The 21,491-nt window shown below is 59.9% G+C and carries 40 protein-coding genes, 1 tRNA gene and 1 pseudogene; 23 read left to right on the top strand and 19 right to left on the bottom strand.

The window, feature by feature from the left end:
• Positions 1-75: 75 nt before the first annotated feature.
• Positions 76-975, bottom strand: coding sequence for a hypothetical protein (locus ACOZKU_RS23190; protein ID WP_421580867.1), 900 nt, complete (start codon positions 973-975; stop codon positions 76-78).
• A gap of 65 nt (positions 976-1,040) precedes the next feature.
• On the opposite strand from ACOZKU_RS23190, the gene ACOZKU_RS23185 reads away from it, so the two are divergent.
• A complete protein-coding gene (locus ACOZKU_RS23185; RefSeq protein ID WP_421580866.1) occupies positions 1,041-1,637 on the top strand; it encodes a transposase family protein in 597 nt (198 codons plus the stop codon).
• 200 nt (positions 1,638-1,837) lie between these two features.
• Here ACOZKU_RS23185 and ACOZKU_RS23180 read toward each other — a convergent pair whose 3' ends face one another.
• The 16 genes from ACOZKU_RS23180 to ACOZKU_RS23105 are packed head-to-tail and all read right to left on the bottom strand — an operon-like array spanning position 1,838 to position 8,349.
• Entirely contained in the window at positions 1,838-2,389 is a 552-nt protein-coding gene (locus ACOZKU_RS23180; protein WP_421580865.1) for a hypothetical protein, read from the bottom strand.
• Entirely contained in the window at positions 2,386-2,934 is a 549-nt protein-coding gene (locus ACOZKU_RS23175; protein ID WP_421580864.1) for a Lar family restriction alleviation protein, read from the bottom strand. The genes ACOZKU_RS23180 and ACOZKU_RS23175 overlap by 4 nt, the downstream gene beginning before the upstream one ends.
• Positions 2,927-3,502 carry a hypothetical protein gene (locus ACOZKU_RS23170; RefSeq protein ID WP_421580863.1) on the bottom strand — a complete coding sequence of 192 codons (576 nt, stop codon included), beginning with the start codon at positions 3,500-3,502 and terminating at the stop codon, positions 2,927-2,929. Before ACOZKU_RS23170 ends, ACOZKU_RS23175 begins: the two co-directional genes overlap by 8 nt.
• Positions 3,499-3,723 (bottom strand): hypothetical protein, encoded by a 225-nt coding sequence (locus ACOZKU_RS23165; RefSeq protein ID WP_421580862.1) that lies wholly within the window; start codon positions 3,721-3,723, stop codon positions 3,499-3,501. Before ACOZKU_RS23165 ends, ACOZKU_RS23170 begins: the two co-directional genes overlap by 4 nt.
• 3 nt (positions 3,724-3,726) lie before the next feature.
• Positions 3,727-3,933 carry a hypothetical protein gene (locus tag ACOZKU_RS23160; protein WP_421580861.1) on the bottom strand — a complete coding sequence of 69 codons (207 nt, stop codon included), beginning with the start codon at positions 3,931-3,933 and terminating at the stop codon, positions 3,727-3,729.
• Positions 3,930-4,337 carry an HNH endonuclease gene (locus ACOZKU_RS23155; protein ID WP_421580860.1) on the bottom strand — a complete coding sequence of 136 codons (408 nt, stop codon included), beginning with the start codon at positions 4,335-4,337 and terminating at the stop codon, positions 3,930-3,932. Before ACOZKU_RS23155 ends, ACOZKU_RS23160 begins: the two co-directional genes overlap by 4 nt.
• Entirely contained in the window at positions 4,337-4,672 is a 336-nt protein-coding gene (locus ACOZKU_RS23150) for a YkgJ family cysteine cluster protein (RefSeq protein ID WP_421580859.1), read from the bottom strand. The genes ACOZKU_RS23155 and ACOZKU_RS23150 overlap by 1 nt, the downstream gene beginning before the upstream one ends.
• The gene (locus ACOZKU_RS23145) at positions 4,672-4,869 is read right to left on the bottom strand and encodes a hypothetical protein (RefSeq protein WP_421580858.1); all 198 of its coding nucleotides are present in this window, start codon (positions 4,867-4,869) and stop codon (positions 4,672-4,674) included. The genes ACOZKU_RS23150 and ACOZKU_RS23145 overlap by 1 nt, the downstream gene beginning before the upstream one ends.
• Positions 4,866-5,381 (bottom strand): hypothetical protein, encoded by a 516-nt coding sequence (locus ACOZKU_RS23140; RefSeq protein WP_421580857.1) that lies wholly within the window; start codon positions 5,379-5,381, stop codon positions 4,866-4,868. The genes ACOZKU_RS23145 and ACOZKU_RS23140 overlap by 4 nt, the downstream gene beginning before the upstream one ends.
• A 3-nt stretch (positions 5,382-5,384) precedes the next feature.
• Positions 5,385-6,308, bottom strand: a complete 924-nt coding sequence (gene bet / locus ACOZKU_RS23135; RefSeq protein ID WP_421580856.1) for a phage recombination protein Bet — start codon at positions 6,306-6,308, stop codon at positions 5,385-5,387.
• A 2-nt stretch (positions 6,309-6,310) separates the two neighbouring features.
• On the bottom strand, positions 6,311-6,838 hold the full coding sequence (locus ACOZKU_RS23130) for a siphovirus Gp157 family protein (RefSeq protein ID WP_421580879.1): 528 nt from the start codon (positions 6,836-6,838) through the stop codon (positions 6,311-6,313).
• Positions 6,835-7,083 carry a hypothetical protein gene (locus ACOZKU_RS23125; RefSeq protein ID WP_421580855.1) on the bottom strand — a complete coding sequence of 83 codons (249 nt, stop codon included), beginning with the start codon at positions 7,081-7,083 and terminating at the stop codon, positions 6,835-6,837. The genes ACOZKU_RS23130 and ACOZKU_RS23125 overlap by 4 nt, the downstream gene beginning before the upstream one ends.
• Before the next feature lie 12 nt (positions 7,084-7,095).
• Complete coding sequence (locus ACOZKU_RS23120; protein WP_421580854.1) at positions 7,096-7,341, bottom strand: hypothetical protein; 246 nt, start codon at positions 7,339-7,341, stop codon at positions 7,096-7,098.
• Between the two features lie 8 nt (positions 7,342-7,349).
• Positions 7,350-7,784, bottom strand: coding sequence for a hypothetical protein (locus ACOZKU_RS23115; protein WP_421580853.1), 435 nt, complete (start codon positions 7,782-7,784; stop codon positions 7,350-7,352).
• On the bottom strand, positions 7,781-7,996 hold the full coding sequence (locus tag ACOZKU_RS23110) for a hypothetical protein (protein WP_421580852.1): 216 nt from the start codon (positions 7,994-7,996) through the stop codon (positions 7,781-7,783). Before ACOZKU_RS23110 ends, ACOZKU_RS23115 begins: the two co-directional genes overlap by 4 nt.
• Positions 7,993-8,349, bottom strand: a complete 357-nt coding sequence (locus tag ACOZKU_RS23105) for a hypothetical protein (protein ID WP_421580851.1) — start codon at positions 8,347-8,349, stop codon at positions 7,993-7,995. The genes ACOZKU_RS23110 and ACOZKU_RS23105 overlap by 4 nt, the downstream gene beginning before the upstream one ends.
• A gap of 492 nt (positions 8,350-8,841) precedes the next feature.
• Between ACOZKU_RS23105 and ACOZKU_RS23100 the strand changes: the two genes are divergently transcribed.
• Complete coding sequence (locus ACOZKU_RS23100; RefSeq protein WP_421580850.1) at positions 8,842-9,459, top strand: NYN domain-containing protein; 618 nt, start codon at positions 8,842-8,844, stop codon at positions 9,457-9,459.
• 3 nt (positions 9,460-9,462) lie between these two features.
• Here ACOZKU_RS23100 and ACOZKU_RS23095 read toward each other — a convergent pair whose 3' ends face one another.
• Complete coding sequence (locus tag ACOZKU_RS23095; protein WP_421580849.1) at positions 9,463-9,666, bottom strand: hypothetical protein; 204 nt, start codon at positions 9,664-9,666, stop codon at positions 9,463-9,465.
• A gap of 192 nt (positions 9,667-9,858) precedes the next feature.
• Between ACOZKU_RS23095 and ACOZKU_RS23090 the strand changes: the two genes are divergently transcribed.
• A complete protein-coding gene (locus ACOZKU_RS23090) occupies positions 9,859-10,107 on the top strand; it encodes a hypothetical protein (protein ID WP_421580848.1) in 249 nt (82 codons plus the stop codon).
• A 158-nt stretch (positions 10,108-10,265) separates the two neighbouring features.
• On the opposite strand, the gene ACOZKU_RS23085 is transcribed toward ACOZKU_RS23090, so the two are convergent.
• The gene (locus ACOZKU_RS23085) at positions 10,266-10,712 is read right to left on the bottom strand and encodes a helix-turn-helix domain-containing protein (protein WP_421580847.1); all 447 of its coding nucleotides are present in this window, start codon (positions 10,710-10,712) and stop codon (positions 10,266-10,268) included.
• 307 nt (positions 10,713-11,019) lie between these two features.
• On the opposite strand from ACOZKU_RS23085, the pseudogene ACOZKU_RS23080 reads away from it, so the two are divergent.
• The 20 genes and pseudogenes from ACOZKU_RS23080 to ACOZKU_RS22985 all read left to right on the top strand — a co-directional run.
• Positions 11,020-11,250, top strand: a pseudogene (locus ACOZKU_RS23080) (DUF2312 domain-containing protein); the annotation flags it as partial.
• A 1,028-nt stretch (positions 11,251-12,278) separates the two neighbouring features.
• The gene (locus tag ACOZKU_RS23075; protein ID WP_421580846.1) at positions 12,279-12,602 is read left to right on the top strand and encodes a hypothetical protein; all 324 of its coding nucleotides are present in this window, start codon (positions 12,279-12,281) and stop codon (positions 12,600-12,602) included.
• Positions 12,599-12,784 carry a hypothetical protein gene (locus ACOZKU_RS23070; protein WP_421580845.1) on the top strand — a complete coding sequence of 62 codons (186 nt, stop codon included), beginning with the start codon at positions 12,599-12,601 and terminating at the stop codon, positions 12,782-12,784. The genes ACOZKU_RS23075 and ACOZKU_RS23070 overlap by 4 nt, the downstream gene beginning before the upstream one ends.
• Positions 12,781-12,903: a hypothetical protein gene (locus ACOZKU_RS23065; protein WP_256370928.1), complete on the top strand. Its 123-nt coding sequence runs from the start codon at positions 12,781-12,783 to the stop codon at positions 12,901-12,903. Before ACOZKU_RS23070 ends, ACOZKU_RS23065 begins: the two co-directional genes overlap by 4 nt.
• Positions 12,904-13,356: 453 nt before the next feature.
• Positions 13,357-13,698: a hypothetical protein gene (locus ACOZKU_RS23060; protein WP_421580844.1), complete on the top strand. Its 342-nt coding sequence runs from the start codon at positions 13,357-13,359 to the stop codon at positions 13,696-13,698.
• Positions 13,699-13,725: 27 nt separating this feature from the next.
• Positions 13,726-14,724: a phage Gp37/Gp68 family protein gene (locus tag ACOZKU_RS23055; protein WP_421580843.1), complete on the top strand. Its 999-nt coding sequence runs from the start codon at positions 13,726-13,728 to the stop codon at positions 14,722-14,724.
• Positions 14,721-14,921, top strand: a complete 201-nt coding sequence (locus tag ACOZKU_RS23050; protein ID WP_421580842.1) for a hypothetical protein — start codon at positions 14,721-14,723, stop codon at positions 14,919-14,921. The genes ACOZKU_RS23055 and ACOZKU_RS23050 overlap by 4 nt, the downstream gene beginning before the upstream one ends.
• A complete protein-coding gene (locus tag ACOZKU_RS23045) occupies positions 14,918-16,057 on the top strand; it encodes a DNA-methyltransferase (protein WP_421580841.1) in 1,140 nt (379 codons plus the stop codon). Before ACOZKU_RS23050 ends, ACOZKU_RS23045 begins: the two co-directional genes overlap by 4 nt.
• Positions 16,054-16,275: a hypothetical protein gene (locus ACOZKU_RS23040; protein WP_421580840.1), complete on the top strand. Its 222-nt coding sequence runs from the start codon at positions 16,054-16,056 to the stop codon at positions 16,273-16,275. Before ACOZKU_RS23045 ends, ACOZKU_RS23040 begins: the two co-directional genes overlap by 4 nt.
• Complete coding sequence (locus ACOZKU_RS23035) at positions 16,272-16,643, top strand: DUF1064 domain-containing protein (protein WP_421580839.1); 372 nt, start codon at positions 16,272-16,274, stop codon at positions 16,641-16,643. Before ACOZKU_RS23040 ends, ACOZKU_RS23035 begins: the two co-directional genes overlap by 4 nt.
• On the top strand, positions 16,640-17,017 hold the full coding sequence (locus ACOZKU_RS23030) for an HNH endonuclease (RefSeq protein WP_421580838.1): 378 nt from the start codon (positions 16,640-16,642) through the stop codon (positions 17,015-17,017). Before ACOZKU_RS23035 ends, ACOZKU_RS23030 begins: the two co-directional genes overlap by 4 nt.
• Positions 17,014-17,817 (top strand): hypothetical protein, encoded by an 804-nt coding sequence (locus tag ACOZKU_RS23025; RefSeq protein ID WP_421580837.1) that lies wholly within the window; start codon positions 17,014-17,016, stop codon positions 17,815-17,817. The genes ACOZKU_RS23030 and ACOZKU_RS23025 overlap by 4 nt, the downstream gene beginning before the upstream one ends.
• Complete coding sequence (locus tag ACOZKU_RS23020) at positions 17,759-18,205, top strand: hypothetical protein (RefSeq protein WP_421580836.1); 447 nt, start codon at positions 17,759-17,761, stop codon at positions 18,203-18,205. The genes ACOZKU_RS23025 and ACOZKU_RS23020 overlap by 59 nt, the downstream gene beginning before the upstream one ends.
• Entirely contained in the window at positions 18,202-18,780 is a 579-nt protein-coding gene (locus tag ACOZKU_RS23015; RefSeq protein ID WP_421580835.1) for a GcrA family cell cycle regulator, read from the top strand. The genes ACOZKU_RS23020 and ACOZKU_RS23015 overlap by 4 nt, the downstream gene beginning before the upstream one ends.
• Complete coding sequence (locus tag ACOZKU_RS23010; RefSeq protein WP_421580834.1) at positions 18,777-19,115, top strand: hypothetical protein; 339 nt, start codon at positions 18,777-18,779, stop codon at positions 19,113-19,115. The genes ACOZKU_RS23015 and ACOZKU_RS23010 overlap by 4 nt, the downstream gene beginning before the upstream one ends.
• A 26-nt stretch (positions 19,116-19,141) precedes the next feature.
• Positions 19,142-19,702 (top strand): hypothetical protein, encoded by a 561-nt coding sequence (locus ACOZKU_RS23005; RefSeq protein WP_421580833.1) that lies wholly within the window; start codon positions 19,142-19,144, stop codon positions 19,700-19,702.
• A 250-nt stretch (positions 19,703-19,952) separates the two neighbouring features.
• Positions 19,953-20,216, top strand: a complete 264-nt coding sequence (locus ACOZKU_RS23000) for a hypothetical protein (protein WP_421580832.1) — start codon at positions 19,953-19,955, stop codon at positions 20,214-20,216.
• A gap of 346 nt (positions 20,217-20,562) precedes the next feature.
• Positions 20,563-20,634: transfer RNA gene (locus ACOZKU_RS22995), tRNA-Gly, on the top strand.
• Positions 20,635-20,811: 177 nt separating this feature from the next.
• Entirely contained in the window at positions 20,812-21,009 is a 198-nt protein-coding gene (locus tag ACOZKU_RS22990; RefSeq protein ID WP_421580831.1) for a hypothetical protein, read from the top strand.
• 28 nt (positions 21,010-21,037) lie between these two features.
• On the top strand, positions 21,038-21,364 hold the full coding sequence (locus tag ACOZKU_RS22985; RefSeq protein ID WP_421580830.1) for a hypothetical protein: 327 nt from the start codon (positions 21,038-21,040) through the stop codon (positions 21,362-21,364).
• The last annotated feature ends 127 nt before the right edge of the window (positions 21,365-21,491 follow it).

Below are 21,491 nucleotides of genomic sequence, written 5' to 3'. Positions count from 1 at the left end.
TCGGCTTTCCGATTTCTGAGGTTGATCTGACATTCCGGGGTCCCCTCCTGCTTTCGTCTTCCGAGGTTGATACGGTCACTGTTCACTCCCTCGCTCCTTCGGTAGCCAGGCCGATCCGTGTAGTGCTCCATTACTCGGAGCGGATCGGCCTGGCGGGCTAAGGTTTCCTGTGGAAAATGGGAGCTTGTTCAGGTCGCGTATCTGGTCCGCCAGACGGGTAGCTCCAGGCGCTCCAGAGCTCTCTACCAATTCAGAAACCGCATCTATCGCGGCTTCCCAGCCATGGTTGCCGCCAACAACATATGGGCCATTGTCCCTGAGCGAGCGCAGGTCTGATTGCGTAGACACAACTCGCTTGCAGAGTTCAGAAAGCCCAGCGTTGCCAGTATCGGGGCATTGGCCTTTCTCAAGGGCTCGCCTGATAACGCCTACCGCTCCCAATACTCCTGCATCGTTTCCGCGCCACCAGGCTGGATGAGCCACATCTGTTCCATCCAATTCTTTATTGTCGCTGCTACCCCCCGCAGCGCCTTTCTTTGTAAAGACGGATACGCCGTTGTCAGCCTCGTCCCATGCACTTTCAGCAACACTGTAGTAGTGCGATCTATCTTGTGCAGGGCCATCTCGGTGGTCGCGCTCTGCATCAGCAACCGCGTTGTATAAGGCGATCCATTCTGGCGTATCTTTAAGGCGCATGCCGCGATCGTCACGCCATGTCCCATGTGTCATCGAGCCGTTTAACTCTTCGACGATGCTCTTAATACCCTTGGCTGCGCTTAACAGATCGCAGGATCCACTGAGGGTGACAGGTTTTGTCATGCTCAAGTGTTCTAGTGCTGACTGCACATTGCTGAGCAGAATCATTTCCTTGTTTGGTACAAAGCCGTCCTGATCGCAGTCAGCGTCGGACCTGTTATCGAAGTAGTCTCGGCACCCTTCCAAGACATCAAGTATCAGTTCTTTATCAAAGCTCACGCTGCGCTCCTCAATTGACTGGTAACCCGGTCCCGGTAATGTCCGCGCCGAAAGCGGGGATGGGAATGCGGGGAATTGTTGGGTTTGATCTGCTGCGGCTGGATGGCTACATGGCCATGGAGACCGAAGAGTTGGACGGGAAGCTGTACGTCGATACGGTCATCACCGACCCGGTCATTGAGCAGTGCGATTGTGATAAGCCGGATGTCGTGAAGCACGGCAAGCGCGTCGTCCACTTCCGAGACCATCCGCTCCAACGCCAAGAAACCTACCTCCGCATCACGCGCCAGCGCTACAGATGCCGAAGCTGCGGGACGGTGCTCTTGGAGAAGCTGCCCCACATCGACGAGAAGCGTAGAATGACCAGCCGCTTCCTGAGCCAACTTGCCCAGGACGGCATTGCCATGAAGTTCTCCATGGGTGGCCAGATCAACGGCGTGAAGGAGAGCCTTGTTCGCCGCGTCTTCAAAGAAGAGGCTACGAAGCGACTGGAGCACTACACCTTCGATCTGCCGCGCGTCTTGGGTATGGACGAGAAGGTCCTCGGCGGGCATCCGCGCTTCGTCATTGGCGACGTCAAGGACGCGCAGGGCATCAGGGGACTGGTCCTCGAAGGCTACGATGCGAGCCGCGACAACGAGATCGTGCACATCGTCAGGTAGGGCGCGACGGTTCCAGTTCTCGGTCATTCGCTCAACAAGCCATTCACGAGAAAAACGCTTCCATTTCTGGACATACTTCGGGCCGCAGCCGAGCAGCCCTGACGGCTGAGGACCAACGCAACGCAAGGTCAGTTCCTCACGGCCTGTTTGTTCGAACTCGGCTTCCCCGCCGCAAAAAGGGCACGGCTTCAGATCAATCTTCATGGCTTCTCTCCCTGGATGAGGGTGCGGGCGCGGCGGTTGAACAGCGCTGACATTTCAGCGTTGATGCCCTTGAACTCCCAATATCCGGCGAGTTCGATGCGGCCTTCATCGCCAATCTGAGGAGGGACGTTCACGAACTCAGCCCAGACTAGGTCTTCGGTCTCGAAGCCTCCGGCCTCGGATGCCGCCATGATCGCTTCCGCTTGGTCCGCGATATCATCGGCCTCTTCGTTGATGGACGTGGGAAGGACTGGCAGGACGTGCGTGCCGTGCTCGTTCCGACCATCGAGATAAACGACGCAGAATGGCGAAGTGATAGCCTTTTCCAGCGCGGCGATCCGCTCGTCCTTCTCCGCCATCTCCCGCTTCATCGCCTCTACCTGGAGGGCGAGGGCGGCGTGAACGTCAGCGCAGACGTATTCTTCTTCTTCATGCGCGCCGGCAATGGCTGGTTTCATCGGCGTCCAAACACGTGTACCTCGGGCATTGGTGTATGCCCAGATGCGGTCGGCCTTCGCTATGGTCTCTGAGGGGGATACGGGGATCATGGGCGGGCCTCCGCTTTCGCGATGGCGTCATAGAGAACTTGCATCTTCGCTGTGCAGCCGTTTGTCGGGATTGGAAGGCCATTCATCCACTCGTAAACGTTCTTTGCTGCCTCCAGCAGTTCTGGTTCGGCGTCGATATGGCTGGGAGGCTGGATGAAAGGGTTCTCGATGAAGCCGTGCTTTATGCCGTAAGCCAAAGCCTTGATGGTGTGCTTGACGACGGCCCGGCGCTGCTCAGTGTCGCAGGGCTGGCCGCTCTGACAAACGCCGTCCATATCTGCGCAATCACGGCACCTGCCGCCGTAGCGCAGGACATACCCTACAAGGTCATCGGGGGCCGGTTCGTTCGGGTAGGCCGAACGACGGTTCCAAGCCTCGACTGCATGCCGCCACGTCGCATCGCGTCCATCCGGGCCGTAGAAGGTTGGCGCGCCGGTCGATTTGCATTCCTTGCAAATGGCTTGCTGGCCGTCGCGAATGTTCCAGACAGTGACTCGGTCACTGCCGCAAAACGGGCACGATGCGAGCTTCACGTTCTCACCCATTGGAGGAGCCTTTCTGCTGGAGGGCGCGGGGGGTCGGCCACAAGGCACCGCGCCGAATGCGTTGGACAGTAGTCCGGTCAACGCCGTATTCAGTGGCCAGCGTTTTCGTTGGCAATTTGCTCAATCTAATTCGCTCGACCTCCCCGCTGGACAGCTTGGCCTTTGGGTTGTTCATACCTTTGGCCCAGTCGTTGCCGGATCCCAACCTGCGCCCGATGATTGCTGCCCTAGTCTTGTTGGTTTGTAGCCAGTGACGACCGCGCGAAACCATATCGTGGACGTTCGATTTGGCATCTCCGACATACATGTGGAGAGGATTGGCGCACTGCGGGTTGTCGCAGTGATGGCACAGCATGGCACCGTTAGGGATTTCACCAACAAGGATAGTCCAGACGGCCCGATGATGCAGGGTGAGCTTGTTCCGGAACCACACTCGACCGCGGCCTCTTTGGTCAAGAGAGCCAGTCCAGAGCCAACAATCCGCTGATCGGTCCAGTCTCTTGAGAATGTCCCGATCCGGCCCTTCCGCCTTCTCCAGCTTCTCTATGAGTGAGGTAAGGTCGGTCACTGGGCACCGCCTTTCCGCATCAGGAATTTCTCCGGGCCATATGCATTGACCGCTTCCGCGAGGATCATCGCGCGCTTCTGCGAATATCCGTCGGAGCCGCAATCGACGATAAATCCGTCAGCGAGTACGACACAGAAGACAGTTGCCCCGCCGCAATCCGAATGGATTTGGCGATGAGCGACGAGCGCAAGAGGACCGCGTATGGTTTCGAAGTCGGTCATGCTTCAATCCTCCCAGCAATCCATGTCGGCCTCGGCCGCGTCTTCGGGATTCGTGTCAGGGCCGCAGTTCTCCCAGTAGTCGGGAGCCTGTTCCTCCGCGTAGGATCGGACAGGACGACCATCGTTGAAGGTCTTGAAGCCGGCTTCTTTCGTCATATGCTCGACAAAGCGCCGGCAGAATTCTTCCTTGGTGAGTTCACTGTCGGTCATCTCGTTTCCTCGCGATAGAAAGTGCACGGCCGGTACTCGACGGGCTTGCGGGGCTTGTCGGATTTGGGGAAGCCGGGAGACTTGATCGTCTGCTTCGGCCGTTTTAGGCCGTTGGCTCGGTCGTAACGGCGCTTCGCCTCGGCGATCGCCTTGACGTCCTTGTTAGTCTTGCCGTCCGCGCCGCGGTGGCAGCACTTTCCTAGAAGCTGGCCCTCGGCAATCGTCAGGCGCTTTTGCTTGTCGACTTCCGGCCGGAGCGCTTCGGCGATGATGTGATCGATCTCGTACGGCTTGGCACCGAGGACCTGGCCGCAGCCTTCGCAGCGGATATCCTTGCCGCCGCGCTTGGATCGCTCGACGATCTCCTCGCGCTGGTTTCTGGTGAACTCGCGACGCTTCGCCATCACGCCGCCCTCCGCAGAAGCTCGCGGCTCTGGGCTTCGGTCAGAAGCTTTTCCGGCGCGCTGCCCATCGGGCATTTCATCATTGGGTGGTCGACGGCGCCGAAGAGGCGGCAGACCATCGGGCGCACGTTATAGATCGAGCAGCCGTCCTCGCCGACGAAGGGACACTTGAACGACGCCAGAGCGGCGGACGGCACCCAAGATCCATCGACGAACGGCTCCCATTGCTCGAGAGGGCGCACGGTAGCAACGCGGTCGCGCTCGGCAGCCGTGAACGGCACGAGTCCGCAGCACTCGTGGCAACCTTCCGTGCAGGCGAATGAGGGGATGCGCATCACCGGCCCACCTTCTGCATGAGCTTAGCGAGGTTTCGAAGGCCTTCGATGATCGAGGGCATCGACTGCCGCTGCGGTGCCTTCGCCTGATGGCGGCGCATCTGCTCGAGGCGCGCGCTGATCTTGTCGGCGAACGGGTCGGGTGTCTTCTCGGGCTTGCGGCGCTCGTGGGCTTTGACGTGGGTGGTGCTGGTCATGCTGCCTCCGATCTCGCGGTTTGGCCGCGCTCGACGCCAAGGAGGTCGTCGAGGAAGTCGAGCACGTCGCTCTTGGATTGCTGGAAATCGCGGTTGCCCATGGCCTTCATCTTCTGGCTCTTGGCCGTGTAGACGCGGACAACGCATTCAACCGCTTCGACAATGGCGTATTCGTCCATGGGCTTAATGAAGGCGCGGAGCCTTTGGGCTTCGGCTTTGCTGGCGCACACATGGTCGCTATGGCTGCAGTATCCCTTGCGGATCAGCGCCTTCTTGCGCAGATGCTCGACAGTTGGGTACTCGTCGCGAAGATGATCAGGCAGGCTGTCGAAGCCGCTCTTGAGGGCGGCGAAATAGTGGTTGTGGCTTGCCGTCGATCGGTCGTGGTGTTCGACCATGTCGTAGGTCTCGCCGACGACAAAGCTCTTGTCGGCCCGCGCCGCCCACATTCTGGACGTAACGCGGAATTCGCCGTCGCCTTCATACCGGAGCGGGAGAGGTGCGGTGCTCATCACTCACCCCGCCATCAGCACATGGTTGCCGGCGATCTTGGCTTCCAAGGCCTTCTTGACCTCAAGAGCATCGCCGGGGTTGCGAGCCCAGAACTCGCGCAGCGGTTCGCGGTTCGCATCGCGCCACTTGGCGATGGTATCTGGCGTCTCGTTCTTCACGAACTCCAGCGCGCGGTCGGCGAATTGGCCGAGCGGGACGTTTTCAAGCGTCCAGCCATCGCCCCATGTGACGGTGATCGCATCCTTGGCGCCGACAGCTTTAAGGCGGCTTTCCTGCTTGTCGTGCTCGACGATCTCGGTGGCGGACAGGTCGATAACCTTCGCGCGATCCATTTCGGCTTCGTCATAGAGGCCGGTGAACTGCTCGGGCCAGCCGGCGCGCAGCGCCTGCATCTCGGCACATTTCGAAATCATCAGGCGGGGCATGCGGCACCAGTTGCCGGAATCGTCCAGCTTTTGCTTGCCGGTCTTGCGGCTCCGGCCGTCGTCGCCTTCGGTCCATTCGTCCTTGACGGGCGCGAACTCCTCCCAAAAGGCTTGGCCGGCGACCTCGTACCAGTCGCTAGTCTTCGGATCCTGCTTCCAGAGATAGACCGTCGCGGAAATGATGCCCTGAGGATTGAGCGGGGAAATCATGCTCTTGTCGGCGTCGTACTGCGGGGGCTTGGACGCCGGTCGATAGTCGCCGCACCGCTGCGCAATGACGCGCTGGCCGTCGCGGCTGACGATGATCGTCATCTTCCGCTTGGCGGCGTTTCCCTTGGAGAAGACCATGGGGATGATCTGGCCGAGGAACGGGTCGAGCCCCTTAGCTCGCGCGACTTCCATGAACAGGTTGAACTCGTCGGCGTTGCAGTCCTTCGCGACGGTTTCTTTGACCAACGTGACTTGGCGGGCGGTCAGGTCGAATTTCGTGATTGCGTTCATGTTCATTTCCTCCGGACGGAAAGGCTGAAACTGCCGTTGTCGAGGCCAGCGCCTGGAACGGCTCGCTTGTCATTGAGCGCGCGGAGCAGGGCCTTCTTGTCCAGCTTCGGTGCGGGGCGCTCCTGCTCGACCCAGTACTCGCCGGGGATGTCGGCCTCGTTCGTGATGATGAGGCCGGCGGCGCGCTTGGTCAGCGTGACGGTGCCCGTGGTCAGTCGGAAAGATGTCTGTTCCGTTGCCAGCATGGCTTGCTCGATCATGGCGCGGATACGCTCGATACGCTTTTCAGTGGCGGCGCGCCGGGCGGCGAATTCCGCCTCTTTCGTCTTGAGCCCGGCAACGATGACGTCGCACTCGTCGATCTCGGCAAGGGCGGCTTCGATTGCCTCGTGCAGGCCGGTTTCACCCTCGATGGTGTCAGCAACCAGATCTGCATCGCTGTCGTCTCCGCTCGCGCGCAGATCGGCCAGAAGGCGCTTGGCATATTCGGTATGACGAACGATGGAATGCTCAGCGTTGGACATTGCTATTCTCCCAAAAGCCAAGCGTCGGCAGTCGGCTCGCCCATCGACAGGGCGAGAGATGCGGCGATGGCACGATCAGCAAAGGATTCCTCACGCTCGTCGCGGAGGTCGATTTCGGTGCACTGGCGATAGATGACGACGCGGAGGCCGCCGTGGCTGGCGCGCGCATGGTCTTTCACGGCGCGTTCCGAACCGAAGAAGTTCTTGCACTTCCCGCAGAGGTAAGGAAGTTGGGTGTTGACCTTGCCCATGACGGCAATTCCCTAGACGTTGACCGGGCCGACGAGCGCGGCAAACCGGAAGATGATGAGAAGGATGATGGCGGTCAGCGAGACGATGCCGACGAAGGCAAACGCGGTGTCGCGCGCCGTCTCCGGGTATCCGTCCAGCGGGCCGGGGTGGTTCGTCCCGCGATAGGTCCCGAGATCAAGCGGGGCCTGAACCTTGCAGGGGACGTTGGAGGCGAGGCAGGAGCATTCGCTATGGTTGTTGAGGTCGCAATTCGACATGACCAGCCTCAATCCGTGTAAGCGATGTAGGTGAATTTGCCGCCGCCGAAGTGCTCGAAGCGCCCGCCGAAGGTGCCTTCGACCTTGGCTTCAACGTCCTTGCGCGTGGTGCCGGGCGGGTAGACGCCCTCGACCTTTTGCGACGAATTGCTGTGCATGCTGATTGTGTAGTCGATCTTCGAGGGGTCGAGGACGCGGCGCACCTTCTCGACATGAACGTACGGTGCGAAATAGATCGCGCCCTCGGCCTGGACGACTAGATCGTCTTCGGCGTCCCAACCGCACGCATCACAATATTCGCGGGGCGTGGTACAATAGCTGCACGGCGGGTTGATGTGACATGAGCACCCACGGTCGCTATCGCGCTGCTGGATGACGCCCTTGCAGCCTTTGCGACCGCAGATTTCGCCAGCTTCAAAGCAAACTTCCTCACAGGCAATCATTCCGCAGCCTCCAGAACAGAGGCGCGAAGGCCTGCGAAGCTATCACGAAACGCATCGTGCGCGGTGACAGCAGCGTCGTGCGCCGAAGTCAGGCCGGTGCGCTCGAGATATGTTTCAAGGAAAGCCTCAAGGCCTCCCTGCGTGCCGCCCTCGGCAGCCCAGTAGGCTTCGAAGGCATCAAGAAATGCGGACTTGTCGACAGCGAGGGTCATGCTGCGGCCCTTTCATAAGCTGCTGCGGGAACGGCAATGGAGACGGGATTGGTGCGGAGGCAGTCCGAGACGCCGCGCCATTCAAGGGCGCGCTTCTGTTCCGCGGTGAAGCCGACAAGCTGGTCGCGGTAGGCGATCGGCAGGAGTTCGTCGAAGGCCGACACGTCCATCTCGATAGCAATGCCCTGGGAGACAAGCTCGGCCAGACGGCGGACGTAGCCGGCATAACGAGCCGATGCTTTCGGAGCCGGCTTGCCGCTGTCATTCAGGTAACGGATCTTCGCGACGACGTCGTGCAGATCGTTCAACGTCAGGCGGAGCGCGTCGGCAATGCGGTCTGCTTCGGTCTGCATGGGTGGCTTCCTCGTCTTTCCCGGTGGTCGGGAGGTGATGAGGAGAGAATGTCACCGAATTGGTGACGCGTCAATCATAAAGTCACCGAAATGGTGACAAATTTATCAGGCTGGTGACCGCGGCAAAACCGCTCGCACGAAAAACCCCGCCGGTGAGGGCGGGCTCGACGGGATATGGGGCGGAGAATCGGAAACGTGAAAAGGGCTTGCAAATGTTTGCAAGAAACGAAAAAGCCGCCCTTGATTGGCGGCCAACGAAAATGACGAAAAATTTATCGGAATCTCTACCGCATCTCATCTTCTCTTGCAGCGAAGAAGCTGCGAAGCTTTTAGCATGGATCGAGCCAGTTGTAAACCATATCGGATCATTGACGCAAACTAATAGGTCACCTAATTATCAGGTGCAGAAACAGACCCCATCCATTCGTCTTTGATTGAAAGCATCTAACGGTGCTACGAGTGGGTGGGGTCGCCTGCGTTTTAGGGGGCTTCATGAATCGGAAGTATGCCATCTTAGTCGATGGCGGTTTCTTAAAAAAGAAGCTGAAGGTCAGGAACAAGCACTTCCCTACAGCCGCCGAGATTGAGGCGGAAATTACCAGGATCAAAATCTACCCAATTCTCGCCGATCATTCGCTCTTGCGGGTCTATTTCTATGACGCGCCTCCCGCTTCAGGTGTCGTCGTTAATCCCATAAGCGCCGTAAATACCGATCTCGCGCAGCACCCACATTTTTCGGACAACATAGCTCTTCATCAGGCGCTTGAGCTACAGCCAGATATGGCTCTTCGAATGGGAGAGACGATCGTGCACGGGTGGGAGCTTGGGCATGCTGCGTTAAAAGATATGCAGGCTAACGGCGCACGCGCGGTGACAGACCGAGACTTTGTGCCAAACATAGAGCAGAAGGGCGTTGATCTGAGGATAGGACTGGATATCGCGCGGCTCGCGATTCGGCAGCTCGTAGACACCATAGTTGTCGTCACAGGGGACAGTGACATGGTGCCGGCGTTTAAGTTCGCCCGCCGGGAAGGTTTGCGCGTCTATCTCGACCACCTCGGACATGGCGTTAAGCGGGAACTCAAGGCCCATGTCGACGTGGTGCTCTAGCCCTTAATGCGTCGTCCCCTTACGTCTGGCGATGTAGACCTCGTTCAGGTCCCGGACCATGTATTCGGCGACAACCTCATCCAGCCCGTCCTGCGGAACGCCGTTTATCTCGGCCGTCAGACCAGTGAAGATGTCATAGATTGCCCACTTGCCCGTGCCGTCGTCGCGCATGGCATATCGATTAAACTGCTTACGTTCATCGGACACCGCTAACCCCCCGGATGCGTAAGCTACGATACCGCGATTCCGGCGCGACACAAGAAAAAGCGACTCGTTATGCGTGCGGTCGCAATATCTGGTAGCCGTTAACGAGTATGACTATTTTCCTAATTTTGTTCTTGTTCCGTTCATGTTTTCGAGTCATGCTAAGGCTAGTTCGAAAGCCCAAGGAGCATGAACATGGCAGAGTTTTTCGTGGTTCAGTCCTTCTCGCCAGCCAAGCGCGGCATGAAGGCCGACATCGCTGTCCAGGCGAATAGCGTGATGCACGCTCGCCGAATGGCGGAGCGCCTCGCGCAAACCAAACCGATGGTTTTCGCGACAGTCATGGAGGGCGACCCCGAAAGCGGAGACTTCGGAGAGCCGAAGCTGATCTATTTCCATGGAGCCGAAAAGCCCGAGGAAGTCAGCAACATGCAGCCAATCTAGGAGGGCTGCGCGCACTATGGCGATCATCCACCAGATCAGGCGCAAGTACCGGACAAAACAGGAGGAGACCGTCGGCGATATTATGGAAGCTGCTGGCGCTCTTTCGTCGCTTTCCCCAGAGGTCGTGTTGAAGAGAAAGGCGGCCGAAGTATCCTATCTCATGGCGCTTCTTCACGGCGGCGACTGGCGGGTCGAGATTGATCACGAGAATCTGTTCGTTCTGGTGACGCCGTCGTAGTTGTCTTCAATCGGGCATCGATAAGTGCCAACAAAGCCTTGACCTGTTTGGCTGGTGCTCCGTAAGCGATTAGAGCAGACCGAAGGTTCTGGGCTGCGGCTTCTTTCATGATCGCGTCTTTATCAGGCTGGGGCTGCGACGGTGTCGCGGCCCCTTCTTCGATCGGCAGTAGCAATAGCTGCGCAGCCGTCGCATCGACGAGCGGGGCGAGCTTGGCCGCCATCTCCGGCTTGAGCGCCCGCTCGCCGTTCGCCCACCGCTCAATATTTTGCTTTGACGTCCCAACCAACTTAGCCAAGTCAGTAAGGCCGACACCTTTTACGTCCATGGCCTTGCGCAGGCCGTTTGGAAATTTCCCTTTTGTCATGCCGGATTCATGTCACCAGACTGGAAATGAGGCGAGTATCCAAATTGGTGACAAATCCGCTTGCATCGTCACCAAAATGGTGACATGCTTGTCTTATGACCCTGACATCTTGGCTCTCAAAGACAAACACATCGGACGCTGACTTTGCTGGACGCATCGGCGTCACCCGGCAAGCGCTCTGGCGATACAAGGTAGCCGGCCGCGTTCCGAAGCCCGACATCATCGCGCGGATTGCAAAGGCTACGAACGGGAAAGTCACGGCAAACGATTTTGTCTTTGCTGCTGCTGAGCGGGCAGGGAGCGCAGCATGAGCACCGATATCGTTGCCGCCGATCAGCTCAAGGCCATTGTTCAGCGGGTCGAGCGTCTCGAAGCCGAGATTGCCGACCTGAACGCTGACAAGTCCGAGATCTACAAGGAAGCCCGCGCCAACGGCTTCGACGTGAAGGTCATCAAGAAGGTCGTCTCGAAGCGGAAGATCGACGAGCACGAGCGCGTCGAGCAGGATCACGTCTTCGATCTGTACTGGGATGCGGTTCACGGCCTCAACCTCGTGTATGCACACGCACGAGAAAACATTGAACAATTTGACGCCAACCCACGCCTGATCAAGCAGGTCGTCGACGGCATACAAAGCGAAGCCGGCAAGGCGGCGCTTCTGACTGCCATCAACATCATGATCGATCGTGAAGAGGCGGAAGAACTCGAAGCTTCGGACGGCTCCCCCTCCGTCTCCTCCACGCTGACGACGCGCGAGCCCGAAGAAAGCGTCGTATCCAATTCGCCGGAAACGGCAACGGAGCAGCGGGTTAACGTACACTCCCAGCATGAGGGCGCGAATGCTCAGGCAATAGTGCAGAACGAGTGCGTGACAGTTGTCGGTACCGAGAGCGGAACCGTCGCCAATCCCGAAATGGACCGCGCCACGGAAGGCTCTTTCGAGACCGGAAGTGAGGCAGCGGAAAAGGGGCGGAAGGCAACCGCGACTGTAGCGGCACCCGCTGACCTGAACCATGCCGGAGCCGGTGAAAGCCCGGCAGCCGATATCACAATCCCCAGCGACGACGCGAACGCCGCCGCCAACGCAGGAGGCGATCATGTAGACGGCAACGCGCTGCGCGTACCGACCTCTGTAACAGGGGAGGGCGCCGCCAAAACCGCTCTCCCCGCCGGCGGCGTCGTCATGGAATACGTGCCGCCGACCGGCATGAAGCGCCTGCCGTTCGCACACTGCTTCCCGGATCATTCCAAGCCTGAATACGAGCGTCTGGAAAAGGATATCGCCGCCAACCGGGTGCGTGAGCCGATCATCCGGCAGGGCGACATCATCGTTGACGGCTGGGCTCGATACAACATCAGCCGGGCTTACGGCATGAGCTACCCGGTTGTCGAACTCCATCCCGGCCGTGACGTACTCCTTGGCGTTATCAAGTGGCAGCGCGCCGCCCGCAATTTCACTCCGGCACAGGAACGGAAAATCGCCGCCGAACTGGCGAAGGAATTCCCGAGCCGTGCCGACGACATCATGGCTGCTTTTGGGCTGGCCGAAGATCTGGAGGCAGCCGAATGACGAACTTCTCGGCCTCATCGCGCGACATCAAGGCTGTCCGCAAGACGCATTTCTGCGACCAGTGCGGAAAGAAGATCGAGCCCGGCGATCCGGCGCGTTACGCTTTTGGAGTTTGGGAAGGCGCTGCCTATAGCGTCTACACCCACCCGGAGTGCAGCAAGGCCGCTCACGAATACGCTAACCTGAATGACCTCTGGGAAGACGAGTACCCGTGGTTCCAGCACATGGACGATTCCGAGTTTGGGCACCACGCTTGGCTCCTTGAAAATCATCCGGTTGTAGCCGCGCGCCTCGGCGTCAAATGCGAGGTGCCGGCATGAACTCCCAAGCCGCCATCGAACACCACCACGATACCCAGATGAGCAGGGCCGAGGTTGCCGCAACGGACTTCGTCCTCGGCCTTCCCCAGACATCACGAGAGATCGACCGCGCCGTTGAGCTGCTGGTCGACCGTGAGCCTGTCCGTTCCATTCACCCCCGTCCGAAAAGGGAAGCAGCATGACTTGGATTGTCTGGAGCATCGTCGGCTTTGTCATTCTCTGCGGGCTCGTCGCTCTCACTGTCGCGCTCGGCGGCGAGGATGATGATTTCCTCGAAAACGACTGGTGGCGCGATCAGTGACGCCACACGAAATCGGTTAGCGCTGATCCTCCTCCTCCCAAGCAGCTGACCGATCGTCGGAGCGCGCGGCGAAGTCCCCCTCAGTCGCGCGCTCCACTCGAATACTCGGGAACTTTCCTTGCAGCCGCATCACGACGGCTCGGATCGGTACCGACAACGGAACGAACGAGGACGCCGAAGCCGAGGAAACCCCGGCGCCCTCAGTATCCCGGCCTTTGGCTGCGGCGGCCACCGGGAATGGAATTAGACGGCTCGACCCAGGCGGGCCGGACGAGATGGCTTCACAAGAGCCGGCAAGCTCATCGGAGCCATCTCGTTTCTCAGTAGTGATCCTGTCCATGACAGTTCTCCTTAAGCACGAGAACAATGGCACAGGGATTGGACAGGATGGCGTCAAACGAACGCAAGAGCTTGTCGAAGAGCGACAAGAAAGGTGCAAGCAGGAAACGGGGCATGAGTGACATTTGCGCGGCCCAAAATCTACTCAGAGACGCCTTCCCGGTTCGGCGATACGGGAAGGTCGAAGCCGCATTCTATGAGGCGCATCGCTTTATCAGTCGCCGCGTTCGGAAGGACTTCACCATGCGTCGGGTTCGCTCGATCTGGGAAGGCAAGGCGCGGCGGATCGACAGTGAAGAAATGGACGCCCTTCGGGCAGCTCTGGTCGAGGAGAGCAGACGTGAACAGCAAGAACTTACCGCCCGTCTGGCTTCGCTGGATGAAAAGATTGCCGCTTTTGAGGCGGCTGCGCATCGCGAAGCGCTGGCGCGACCGTTCTCGGAAATGGGCCGATAGGGCCGACTGGATCGTGGGGGACTGACGATGGCTGACGAAACCCTCATCTCGTGGGCCGATATGACCTTTAACCCCTGGATCGGCTGCACGCGCGTGTCCCCGGCCTGCGACGGCTGCTATGCCGCTCACCTCATGGAAACCCGCATGGGGCGCGCCGTATGGGGCGGACCGGGCATCGGCGCCGGTACGAGGGATCGCACAAGCGTGGCCAACTGGCGCAAGCCGATCGCATGGGACCGGAAGGCCAGGGCGGAAGGCAAGCGGCCGTTCGTGTTCTGCTCGTCGCTTGCCGACGTCTTCGACAACGAGGTCCCGCATGAATGGCGAGCCGACCTGTTCGCGCTGATCCATGACACGCCCAACCTCGTTTGGCTTCTGCTGACCAAAAGGCCGCAAAACATCGTCAAGCTCTTTCGGTCCGCGTTGAATATCGACGGTGGCGCCGAATACACGGCTCGCCTTTGGCCGAGAAATGCCGCGATCGGGACGACCGTCGAGGACCAGGAGCGTGCGGACATCAACGTCCCAGCTCTTCTGGATGCGAAAGTTGCTCTGTCGCCGGCATTCGCTTTCCTGTCCTGCGAACCGTTGCTGGGACCCATCAACCTGCGTGACCTGCGCCAGTATAACCCGCGGCGCAAACCTTGGATCAACGCTCTCAGCGGAGCGGTGACGAGCGGCGGACTTCCTACGGGCCCGTCAGAATGCGGTATATCGATATCGACGAGCTGGACGTCGCCCAAGATCGACTGGGTCATCACCGGCGGCGAGACCGATCAAGGCCAGCACAAGGCGCGGCCGACGCACCCGGAGTGGCTACGGTCATTGCGCGATCAGTGCGCGGCCTTCGGTGTCCCGTTCCATCACAAGCAGAATGGCGAGTGGGTATCGGTATCAGAGGTCGCCGGCCCCGGCGCGCACTTCAAGTTCGACGATGGCGCCACTGTCCGCCGAATCGGCAAAAAGCAGTCAGGGCGTACGATTGATGGCGTTACGCATGACGCCTTCCCGGCGGTGGCGCCATGACCGACCCCGCCGAAATGATCGCATGGCTCGATCGCCGTATCGCCAGCGCAAACGCGTGGCTCGATGACCATGGCCGCACTTCTAAGAAGCCGCGCCCTGAAATGGAAATCGAGACCAAGGAATACGACATCGGCCGGTTCGAAGAGATCCGCGTTGCGTATCGCCGCGCCCTTGAGAACAGGAGGGCGAGCGCATGACCGAGATCCGTACTCTCCTCGACGGCAGGTGCATCATCCATGTCGGTGATTGCATCGAGGCCATGAAGGCCATGCCGGCCAACTCCGTCGACTGCGTCGTGACGTCGCCGCCGTATTGGGGCCTGCGCGACTATGGCGTGGCCGGGCAGATCGGGCTTGAACCAACGCTTGGCGAGCATCTCGAGGTTATGGTCGAGGTATTCCGCGAGGTCCGCCGCGTTCTGAAAACGCATGGCACCGTCTGGGTCAACTACGGCGACTGCTACGCCGCGCAGCCGAACGGCAAGAGCGCTGCGGCTTATAAGGCCGACGGTAGCGATAATCGCACCTTCCGCGACAAGCCGTTCTCAACCGTGGGCCCTATCTACGACCCTAAATACTCTAAGGGGCGCGGCGCGTTCTCTTCGGGCGATCGCCAATCTCATGTCGAGAGCGGTGGACGTGTTGTTGCCGGCGGATACATGAAGCCCAAGGATCTGTGCATGATCCCGAACCGCCTAGCGATCGCCCTGCAGGATGATGGCTGGTGGGTCCGGTCAGAGATCATTTGGAACAAGACAAACCCGAAGCCGGAATCGGTTTACGATCGCCCTGCTGCCGTCCACGAGAAAATCTGGCTGCTCACCAAGAGCGAACGATACTTCTACGACCCAGAGGCTCTGAAAGAGCCGACCACGGGCAACGCGCACGCACGCCGCAAGGATGGCCAATACAAGCCAGCAAAGGGCAGCACGGCGGGCCAGAACCGTGAAGGCACCTGGGTTGAGACCTATGTGCCAGAACTGCGCAATGGTCGAAACGTCTGGACGTTCAACATCCAAGGCTACAGCGGCGCGCACTTTGCTACATTCCCGCAGGAGCTTGCTCGCCGGTGCATCGTCGCAGGAACGCCAACGACGGTTTGCGGCTGCTGCGGCGCCGCCGATGGCTGCGGCCCGATCTGTGAATCGTTTGACCGTGTCCCTGGAAAAATCCTCGACCCGTTCGGCGGGTCTGGCACGGTCGGCCTCGTTGCCGAGCAGCTTGGCCTTCGTAGCGTCCTCGTCGAACTGAACCCCGAGTATGCTGACATAGCCGAGCGCCGTATCACCGGCGCGCCAGTGCCCTCGATCGACGATGACGAGGTCGCGGCATGACCTTCACCGCAGCATTTGCCCTTCACGGCCCTGACGTCCCGAAGCTGGCCGAAGCCCTCTGCATCCGCGGCCAAGACGCCGACCGCCTCAAGAACTACATGATGAACCACAAGCCCCTGACGCCTCGCCAGCACAAGCACATCAATCAAAGGTGCAGGCAGATGGTAGCGCGTCATGCGCTCCGGCTCGTCCGCGAGAAAGCGCAGGTGGCTGCATGACGCTGCACCTCACCAGAGAACAGGGCCAAGCCCTTCTGTCATCGAAGCCGAAGCGCAGCAAGTACGGCGCCAAGCGAACGCTGCTCGACGGCATCTGCTTCGATAGCAAGGCCGAGGCATCCTACTACGCTGCCCTGAAGATCAGGGAGCGAGATGGGGAGGTCTGCGACGTTGAACTCCAGCGTCCGTACTGCCTCACCGTCAACGGAATCCTGATCGCCACATACCGCGCCGATTTCGTCTTCTGGGACGTCGCGCAGCGCCGGCGGCGAGTGATCGACGTAAAGGGCGTGAAGACGCCTGCCTTCCGATTGAAGCAGAAGCTGATGCGCGCTTGCCACGGCGTAGAGATCGAGGTGGTGAAGTGAGGAACCGAAAGCTGAAATACAATGCCTTGCGAGTTCCGTGCCCCCGTTGCGGTGCTTACGAGTGGCGACCATGCATTGGGAAAGGCGAGCGCGAACGCAAGGCATTCCATAACGAGCGTCATCTGAAGGCCTCGTCAGAGCAAGCCGGCCCGAAACACAAGGCCACCTATCCCAAGGAATGGGCGGCAACACGCGCCAAGGTCTTCGCGCTGAAGGGCTCTCAATGCGTATATTGCGGCGCCGACGCCTCGCACGTCGATCATAGGACGCCGAGAGCCAGGGGCGGCACTGACCACATTGAAAATCTTGTTCCGGCCTGCGCGAGTTGCAACATCGCCAAGGGCATGATGACGGTTGAGGAGTGGCGAGGATGAGCCGTTGGATCCGCGTCCAGACCTCCATCTTCGACCATGAGCTTTTCGCGACTGCAGAGCTTAGCCAGCGTGAGGCATGGCTGTGGCTGATCGCCAACGTGGCTTGGAAAGAGACGCGCCACCGCATCGGCAATGAGGTCTTGGACGTACCAGTCGGCAGCATGTTCGTGACATTGCGGTCGCTCCAATCTGCTTGGCGATGGGGCTCGGACAAGCGCGTCAGGACGTTCCTTTCGATGCTTGAATCTGAACGCATGATTGAGACCAAAACGGACGCAGGAAAGACGCAGATAACCGTTTGTAACTACTCACGTTATCAGGATGTTGGACGCACGGAAGACGCAAGCGGGACGCAAGCAGGACGCAGCGCGGACGCACTAAAGACACCAGTACACCAAGATACCAATACATCCTCACTTCGTTCGGATGTGGCGGCGCAAGCGCCTCGCAAGCGCGCTCATCGGATGCCAGACGACTTTTCCCCCGATCTGGATTTTGCCGTCGCCGAGGGCATGACCCATTCCCAAGCAAAAGCCGAGGCCGACGCCATGCGTGATTGGTCCCGCTCGTCTCCCAACGGCGCAAAGCTGGATTGGCCTGCGACGTGGCGCGGCTGGGTTCGGCGCGCCCTCAAGGATCGGCCGCCCCGCCAGTCCCAAGCCCCGCCTCGAAAGTCAGCCTTCCAGCAACACCAAGACGACTGCCAACGCGAAATCGACAGAGTTCTAGGACGAAAAACCGATGACGAATTTACCGGCAACACTCTCGACCTTGGAGCGCGAGATTACCGCGCTCACTGACGATCTGGCCCCGGCCTCGGCCGAGACAATCGCCGCCTGCATCGACGCTATGAAGCGCGCCGGGATGACTATCCCCGTCGGCATCCCGCCAAACGAGATCGTCACCGAATACGGCATCGCGCTCCGCTCGGTTCCGAAGATCGGTCTCAAGGACGCAATGCGCCGCATCCGGCAAGGCGAATACACCGACATGGATTACTCGTTCATGCCGCGACCGGCCGAACTGGCGAAGCGGGCGAGGGCAGAGGCGGCGCGGTATCGCGAAGACCTCGTTCGCAAGCGCGAGACCTATCAGGCGCTCACCGCACCGGTTGCACGCAAAGACCCGGCCATGATCGAGCGCGTCCGTCGTCTCGTCGACGGCTTCAAGCATGGGAGCGCGGCATGAACATCCACGTCAGGCGCTCGGAAAAGACCACCGCCCGTATCGAACTGATCAAGGAACTCTATGCACCCGGAATGTCGGCGCTCGACATCGCCAACGCCGTCGCGGCTCGTACCCATGAGCAACTGTCCCGCATGGTCATCATGGGAATCTATGCACGCAACCGCGCAGAACTGGCCGAATATCCACTGCGCGGCTGGGGCGAGACGAAGCGCAGCCCGGAACGCCTGACCGACCGTCGCCACCGCGAGAACAACGCCAAGCGGGAACGCCGTCGGCTGGCACGGCTCCAGCGCGAGGCAGAGCGCGCCGCCGCACCACCGCGGCCGCCGAAGGAGCGCAAGGCCCCCGAGCTGTCAGAAGCACGGGCCTATGATGCCACGGCCACGCTCAAGCGCCTCTTCGAACTCGACGCCACCGAATGCCGGTGGCCGATCACCGGCGCCAAGGCCGATATCCAGTTCTGCGGCCATCCGGCCACCGGAACCTATTGCGACCATCACCAGCTTCGCAGCGTCGGCAAGGGCACCATTTCAGAGCAGCGGGCGTCGAACGACCTCAGGAGGCATGCGGCATGAGCATGATCGACAAAATCACCACCGCCTTAGAAGAAGCGGCGCTTGGCTACAGCATGAACTTGATCCGGTTGGTAGATGGGGTCAGCACCTACCGGCTGGCATATTCCGACGGAGAGGTTTTGGAGTTCGACAACACCGACGATCTCTATCTCCACGTCGCGGCAAAGAAGCGGCGTGTCCAAGCCCACGCCGTCATCGAGGCGCTTCGGGAGCCGACGACAAACATGGTCCTGAAGGGACTTGTCCGCAGCGAGCGCGACGACATCGACCTTACGCTCGAGGAGGTCGAAGAAATCTGGCGGGCGATGATCGATGACGCGCTGGCTACGAACTGAACGGCGGCAATACGAGGAACAAGACCATGGCAATGCGCGTACGGAAGGCAAAGCTCGGCACGATCGACTTGAAGAATATTGGTCACGGCCAGGCAAAGCCGGAACTGAGCGAGATCGACAACCCGCTCTACAATCGGGCGCACGATGGCGAGACGTGGAACCCCAAGAGGATCATGGGCGTCAAGAACATGAAGGAAAGCGCGCTTGTCGTTCTGGAGCAGCGCAATCTTATCGACGAGGCACAGGCGAAGGCAGGCGAGCGGTTCCGCCGCATCTGGGAAGCGCTGGGAGGCGCTGGCGCGGGGTCTTTCGACTACAGCCGCGAACCGGTCGACGGTGGCGGCCCCCGCTCGGCGCTGTCCGATCGGCAGATCCAAGCCGGGATTGACCTTGCCGACTGCCGACGCGTCCTGGGTATCGGGTACGACGTGATGGTCAAAGTAGCGGGTGAGGGCAGGGCTGTTGCCGAGATGGCGGACAGCAAAAATCTCCAGCGCGCATATATAGAAATGCTAAAGCAAGGACTAACCGCACTCGCCATACATTTTGGTTATGAAAATCGCGGAAAACTGCGAGAAATCGCTTGATATGGGATTCCACTCGAAACCTGAATACGGTATAGGAAATCTATAGTGGTGATTTGCGCTCAAGGGCGACTTCACCACCAGGGCGCGGATGACAGTTAGAGCGTAATCGCTGCTGAAAGCCGGTTCGCACCGGTCGCGCCCGAAAAGAATTCAGCCATCCAAGGGAAAGCCGCTGCGCCTCGTACCCTGCGAAGCCTTGCTCGCGCCATGGTGAGGCGGTAGCCTCATGATGAGTTGCAGGAGATTTACGATGCCTTTGGAATTCGACACGAAAAGCTTCACCATCAAGCCGGCAAGCGTGAACGACTTTGAACGCGCTGAACTGGTCGCAACGCCGCGCGAAGGCGGCGATGTTTCAGGCGGGCTGGTTGTTCATGGTGCTCCAGCGAACAAAGGCGTGCGGCTTGTCTTTGAGGGTGTGTCCTACCTTGGACAAACCGACGCGGATGGCACTGCGAGATTGATCTTCGATCAAACTGTCTCCACAGACGCGACGCGCTCGCTGGTTAAGTAGCCGCCAAGGCCCCGCGGCCAAGCCGGGAGGGTAGCCCGGCGTCCGGTTAGCCGAAAGGCAAACGAGATCGGGAAGGCTCCGCAGCCGTCGTACGAGGCGGTAATCAGTCGGGCAACCAGGTTCACCGTATGGGGGCCAGCCTTCCCGACCCCATACGGCATAGCCGTAACAGAACCGGCTTCGGCCGGCAGACGGTAGCCTTCGGGCCGGTCAAGCAGATTGCCGCGCTGGCGCACACAGCGGCAAGACCGTGGCGGGCGATATCGCTGGAGCCGTCAATCTTCAAATCCGGGGAAATCCCGGAATAGGGCGCTTTTCATCAACTGTGCCAAAGACTTGAATATCCGCGGGCTTCTTCGAGGCGAGGTATCGGCCTTCCAAGCCGTCAAGGTGGGTTCGACTCCCGCAGTCCGCTCCATCCATCCTCCCTTCGGGAGTGCGCCAGAGAGCCTGCGCCGGCCTGTCAGCCGGTGCGGGCTCTCGTCATTCAGATAAGTCGAGCGATTGGACGGCGGCGAGGTTCCGGGACTGGCGTAATGGCCAAAGCGGGCAGACTTCGCCGTTTGTGACGCCGACGGACGTTTGGGAGAGGGCGATGACCTTTACCGTTGAGTTCGGCTGGTGGCTTATCCCGGCTGTGATCACGCTGCTTTCCTTCGGTACAGCCGCCTTCTTGAGCCGTGACATGGGCAATGACCGGTTCGGCGCCGCCGCTGTGATCGCGTTCGTCATCTACCTGATGGCATCGGTCGTCTCGCTCTTGGCTTGGCTCATCTGGGCTCTCGCCGCCTAACCCTCCACCCCAGCAGAAAGGAACCAGCATGCGCATGATCCGAAGTATCATGGCCGCAATGATCTGCCTCGCGCTGATCGTCCTCGCGCCTGTCCTCGCCGCCGCCGTCACCATCGCTTGGCTCGCCATTCCCGGCGTCAAGCTGATGAGCCATACCAGTGACCGCTTCACGCTCAACTTGGCGAGCTATCATTCGCCGCAGAGCTACACCTGGTCATGGATCGTTGCCTTCCGCCGCCCGCGAAGTTCGGACGAGGGGCGCTGGCTGAGTTGTTTCATCTACCCCGATGGCCGGCAAATGGGGGTCCAGATCGCGCGCCACGAGATCATGCTGTTGATTGCCACTGAGAACTGACCCGGCGTGGCCTGATATTTCCATTGAGAATTGACCCATGTTCCAACCTTCCCTCGCATGTTTTCAGCGGGGGCTATGGAGTGATCGACATGGCGTTATTGAGCGTTATCCGGCGCTGGCATTTTCG

The sequence above is a fragment of the Shinella sp. M31 genome, from assembly GCF_049199205.1.
Classification (GTDB): domain Bacteria; phylum Pseudomonadota; class Alphaproteobacteria; order Rhizobiales; family Rhizobiaceae; genus Shinella.
This window is presented reverse-complemented; position numbering and strand designations above follow the sequence as displayed.